Below are 5,487 nucleotides of genomic sequence, written 5' to 3'. Positions count from 1 at the left end.
GTGGGGTAAAATCGAAACGAATAGGCTTTTTCCATACTTCACATTTTAGCATATATTTCGTAAATGTGCTAATATTTAACAGTAAAGCCGTCGTAGAACGACGGGGTTTCAGACCCAAATTTTCGATGAGTCATGTTTTATCCCTTTTCTGTCTCTGAGATTGATTAGATATTTTTATGATTGATCTACACACCAATCGAGAATCAAGGCCACTTTGAGCGGGTAATTAATCAAAAAAGTAGTTGACTGGAACGGTCTTTAATATGCTATTATCCTTACCCATTTACTTTTCGACCATAAACGGCTAAAGTGTCGGGTTTTTCCTCCTATTTCATCCTACCATATTCGCTGTTTTTTGTCTAAGAAAAGCGGCGCATTCGACGTGGGGAGTTTGGGGAAAGAAATCAGCTGTTTGCACTTCTAGCAGTTGATAATCGCCTGTTTTACAGAGATATTGCAAGTCTCTGGCTAAAGTTGCACTTTGACAACTGATATAAACAATGCGTTGACTTTGCAGCCGTAACAGACTATCGAGGACAGATCGATCGCAACCTTTGCGGGGCGGATCGAGTAGAATAATGTCGGGTTTAACTGTCAGTTGCGGTAAAGTTTTTTCTACTGCCCCCAAAATAAAAGTTGTGTTGGTAATATTATTTAATTGGGCGTTAATCTTGGCTCGATCGAGGGAAAAGCTATAGGATTCTAGTCCAATCACCTCTTTAACCCGTTTAGCGAGGGGTAAAGTAAAAGTACCGATGCCACAGTAGGCATCAATAAGAATTTCTTCACCTTTAAGGTCTAATTTCTGACAAATAACCGCAAATAAAGCCTCAGCAGCCTCTGTATTAACCTGAAAAAAGGTATCGGCAGCCAATTGATAGGTTAATCCGGCGAACTTTTCGGTAATATAGTCCCTTCCGGCGATAGTTGTGGTCTGAGCGCCAAAAATAGCATTACCTCGATCGGGGTGATAATTCACGGTTACACCGACTAAATTGGCGTATTTTGCCAGCCATTGCCGCGCCTGTGCCTCAATTCCCTGTAAATTATTATCGGTACTAATCAGGGTTAATAAAATTTCTCCCGTGTGGCGGCCAATTCTTAGGGATAAATGGCGTAATTGTCCTTGGTGGGTCTTTTCATCGTAAATTGACCAGCCTTGACCCTGAATATCCTGTTTTATCTCTGCTAGAAACGGATTTAAAGCCTGATCTTGAATCGGACATTGATTGAGATTAATCAGATGATGGCTGCCGCGACGATAATAACCTGCTTGCACATTGCCGGTGGGGGAAAATCCGAGGGGATAGGTAGCTTTATTGCGATAAGCGAGGGGAGAATTACCGGTGAGGGGAGGATAAACCAAAGGATCGCTAAAACCGCCAATTCTGGTTAATACCTCTTGTACTTGCTCTTTTTTGACTAGGCGCTGAAATTGATCCTCGATGTGTTGCCATTGACAGCCACCACATTTATCGGCGACGATGCAGCGGGGCCGGATACGATGGGGAGAAGCTTGTAGAATAGTTTGTAGTTTGCCGATCGCATGACTTTTTTTGATATAGGTGATGCGAGTTTGAATGCGATCGCCAATGACCGTATCCGGCACAAAAATCACCTGTCCTCGGTATTTTCCCACACCTTCGCCCGTATGGTTGAGGTCGGTAATCTCGATCTCGATTAAATCACCTTGTTGCATAGTTAGGGAAACCAGTTTTCATCCAGGGTTTCTGCTGGGGTAATAATGACTTCTATAGGAATTTCTTGCTTGCTCAATTTCGAGACTATTTGCCTAGCTTTGCCATAACAAGAATCGAAAATTTCGAGGAGATAAGGTTTTAAGCTAGGACTGTCTTCCAGCAGATCGGCAATTTGAACTCGAAAATTAATAATTTCCGCTTCCCATTTATTAGCATTATACTCTCTTTCCGTCTGCCAATAAACTAACTTGAGCAGATGCGCTAATAATTGAATTAACAAACTTTTGAGAGCCTGTCGATTATTTTTTCCTATACTTGCTAATTCCTCGATCAGATTAGTCCAGTCAACCGAGGCAAAATCTTCCCGTCGTAATTAGTTAACGGTTGTCTCGATCCATAGCTGAAAATCTCGATCGTATAAGCTTATCTTCGAGATCGGTATTTGAGCGGTCATGGGAGGTAAACAGTAAAAACAATCCAACTCTATTCTACAATCAAAAATTAATTTTTCTAAAATCCTAGATCGGCTTTGGCAATTTTGGCCGCCGCTAATACTTCCTCATCGGGTAATTCTCGCCAGTCGGTCGCACCTATTTCAGCATAGAATTTTTGATCGTAGGCGCGAGTACGAATTACTACCGGCATAGGGACCGCATGACCTAAAACTAAAGCCTGTTGTTTTGAGTCTAATTTCGCTAAAACTGATCGCAAACTTCCCCCTCCAGAAACCCCGGTAAATATGGCTTCGATGTCCTTCTCATCGTTTAATAAACAGGTGATTCTTGTCCCTACCTGAGACATGACTTCGTTATCAATTCCTGAAGGTCTTTGATCAACAATTAAGAGAGTAACAAAGTATTTTCGCATCTCCCTGGCGATGGTTCCAAAAATAGTTTGATGCACCACAGCAGAATCTAAAAATCGATGAGCTTCTTCAATGGTAATCACTAACTGTTGCGGCCGATCAACGGGGTTTTTGGTTTGTAAAAAATATTCAGCTTTTTTCACATAATTAGCATGAATCCGACGGGTGATCATATTAGTGGCTAACATATAGGAAAGCATATTACTTTGGGAGCCAAATTCAATGACAACGTGCTTACCTGCATCTAAAGCTTGTAAAACCTGATCGATATAATTGTGGGGACAAACACTTCTTAAATATTTCAAACTATCTAGACGCATTAATTTTCTCTGGAGGGACATGATTGATCCCGCATGGCCTTGTTTTTCCGTACAGAAGATTTTAATATCCTCGTTACTCATATTTAATAACTGAACGATCCAAGATTCTCCATACTCGTTATAGAGAATATTGGCATTATCTAAACTAGCTTCCGAGATGCCTAATTCCCGACCGATTAAACGAATATCCTCGATTTCAATCTGATTATAACTTAAGAATAATTCCTGCGCTCCTCGTACTCCCCGGCGTTTGGTAGAATCGGGATCGAGGGTATAAATTTCCACCTGTCCGGGGAATAATTGAGATAATCCTTTCACCGTAGAAACATCCTTCCCTTCTTTCATCGCTTCCCAACCGTATTCCGAGTGCATATCAAACATGAGGTTAACCCCTGCTTGTTTGCGAATAATTCCCGAAATTAGTAATCTGGTTAAAAAGGATTTTCCTGTCCCGGATTTGCCAAAAACACCGTTACTACGTTCCACAAAGCGATCGAGATTAATACATATTGGCACGTCCATGTCAAGGGGTTGACCAATGGCAAAATTCTTTCTGGTGGGATCATCTTCCCAACCGAAAACCATGCGAAAATCCTGCTCACAAGCTTCATAAACTTGGCTAAAATGGGCGGGAATAGTTTTAACTGGCAGTAATTCTAAATCGGCGCTAGTTTGGGGTTGAAAAGAGCCTAAGGAAGTGTCAGAAACTGCCGGGGAATTACCTCCAGTCGGAGTCAGAGAGACCCCGGCTTGAAAAGCCGGGGCTTCCTCTGACTTCGTAAACATGAGCATAGGCGATAGTTCAATAGTACCATAAGTGCCGCTACCCGCCAAAACATCGCGCATAAAACTATCATCGGGATGGGGAGGATTCGCGATAATCCGGGGACTGGAGTTACCCAGGGAGACATCGGTGAGGAGACAGAAAAAACGCGATCGAGTGCCTTGCACCACTAAAAATTTACCGACGCGCATATCTTCTACCGAAATATCCGGATAAAGACGGATTTCTAAACCTTCACTCAGGGAACCTTGAATAACCGATCCGAGGGGCTGTTCACTCATGCTAACCTTGATTTGTGGCGATCTATCCCCCTATTCTGTCACTTTTCCGTTAATAAGTGCAAACTCGATCGGGTTTGGAGATGGGGAAATGGGGATGTGGGGAAATGGGGAGAATAAATACAAGCTGAATGCTGAATATTGACGACCGATGATAGCTAGAGGAAAAAAGTAATTCGGTTAATTTTTTTTCGGTCTATCCCGCCTAAAAATGAAGGGTTCGCAGGCAAGCACGGATTCCCATTATGAATATAAGTATAGGTCAAGTGATGGGGTTTTGTCAAGGGGTTTAAGAAAAAAAATCGGGTTGATCAACGGGAAGCAAGGAAATAGCCAAGGGAGAAGAGAATGCCACTAAAAAAGTGGAGATTAACCGCTATAAACTTGCAGTTACTAACTAGCTGAGGTTGGTCATGATTTTGGTTAACGTGGTTGACTAATTGCCAAGCGAAAGGGAGACTAAGGAAGATTAAAAGAGTGAGAGGGGGATAAACCTGCAGCAGGACAAAAACTACCGTTAAAACGTAAACGAGAACCGTCACTATGGTTAAAACTTTAGAACCTTTTAAAGTACCCAAACGAGCAATGGGTGATTTTTTACCCGCTTTGAGATCATCGGCGACTTGATGGAAATGGGAACAAAAAAGGATGATAGAAGTGGTAATCCCGATAATAATTGAAGCCGCTAGACTAGAGAGAGAAAAAGCACCGACTTGGGAATAGTAGGCAGCGGCAATCGCCAAGGGGCCAAAAGTAAAGAAACAGATAATTTCACCTAATCCTTGATAACCGAGACGGAAGGGAGGCCCTTGATAGGTATAGCCCAAAAAACAGCAGAGGGCGATTAATTCTAGGAGCATCCAATCGCCTCGCCAATAACTAATAGCAAAAATGCCAGCGATGCCTAATAAGAGAAAAAGATTACTTAGCCAGAAAATTAAAGATTTATTGCCGGTTAAATTAACGATCGAATGTGCCTTATTGACATCAATCCCGGTATCGGCATCAAAAACATCATTACTGAGATTTAACCAAGCGAGAATTAAAATAGCTGAGAGGATAAAAGTGGCAAAAACCGGGGGAGAAAATAGACCTGTTTCCTGATAAGCGATCGCTGTTCCCAAAATAATCGGTATAATCGCCACACTATACATTGGTGGTTTAAGGGCTGCTAACCAGAGTTTTTTGGGTGAGGGAGTGGTGATAGTATCGGTGGTCATAGTTAAATAGGGTTTGCTGAAAAAGTTTTTCCTAGGCCTAGGGTGTAGGGTGTGGGGTTTTACCGATTTTTAGGGGGTCAATTAGCCAATTTTCAGGGAAAAAGTCCCTAAATTTCCCCTGACTACTGACGACCGACTCCTAACCCTAACAACAATTTTTGATTTTTACCAGAGGTCTGATCATACCTCGGTTTTAAGGATATTTTACTCAAAAATAGAGATAAATAGACTAAAACCGGGTAAGACATCCTCTCCGCTTAAATTAGCGGGTAGTTCCATAATTTCTACGGGTTGCTGAGGACGATAAATTTCCACTTGTT

At 42.0% G+C, this 5,487-nt stretch carries 3 protein-coding genes and 2 pseudogenes; all 5 read right to left on the bottom strand.

What is annotated here, in order from left to right; all coding sequences use genetic code 11:
- Positions 1-331: 331 nt before the first annotated feature.
- Positions 332-1,699 (bottom strand): 23S rRNA (uracil(1939)-C(5))-methyltransferase RlmD, encoded by a 1,368-nt coding sequence (gene rlmD, locus IM477_RS05680; protein ID WP_287730869.1) that lies wholly within the window; start codon positions 1,697-1,699, stop codon positions 332-334.
- 2 nt (positions 1,700-1,701) lie between these two features.
- Positions 1,702-2,154: pseudogene (locus tag IM477_RS05675) on the bottom strand (DUF29 domain-containing protein).
- Positions 2,155-2,210: 56 nt separating this feature from the next.
- On the bottom strand, positions 2,211-3,950 hold the full coding sequence (locus tag IM477_RS05670) for a helicase HerA domain-containing protein (RefSeq protein WP_287730868.1): 1,740 nt from the start codon (positions 3,948-3,950) through the stop codon (positions 2,211-2,213).
- 308 nt (positions 3,951-4,258) lie between these two features.
- Complete coding sequence (gene menA, locus IM477_RS05665; RefSeq protein ID WP_287730867.1) at positions 4,259-5,167, bottom strand: 2-carboxy-1,4-naphthoquinone phytyltransferase; 909 nt, start codon at positions 5,165-5,167, stop codon at positions 4,259-4,261.
- A gap of 204 nt (positions 5,168-5,371) precedes the next feature.
- Positions 5,372-5,487 (bottom strand): annotated as a pseudogene (locus tag IM477_RS05660) (Uma2 family endonuclease); the annotation flags it as partial.

The organism is Microcystis sp. M090S1, from assembly GCF_020246295.1.
GTDB classification, from domain to species: Bacteria; Cyanobacteriota; Cyanobacteriia; order Cyanobacteriales; family Microcystaceae; genus Microcystis; species Microcystis aeruginosa.
This window is presented reverse-complemented; position numbering and strand designations above follow the sequence as displayed.

Coding starts and splice junctions, on each gene's coding strand:
- rlmD (WP_287730869.1), bottom strand. CDS start 1,699: ATGCAACAAGGTGATTTAATCGAGATCGAGATTACCGACCTCAACCAT.
- IM477_RS05670 (WP_287730868.1), bottom strand. CDS start 3,950: ATGAGTGAACAGCCCCTCGGATCGGTTATTCAAGGTTCCCTGAGTGAA.
- menA (WP_287730867.1), bottom strand. CDS start 5,167: ATGACCACCGATACTATCACCACTCCCTCACCCAAAAAACTCTGGTTA.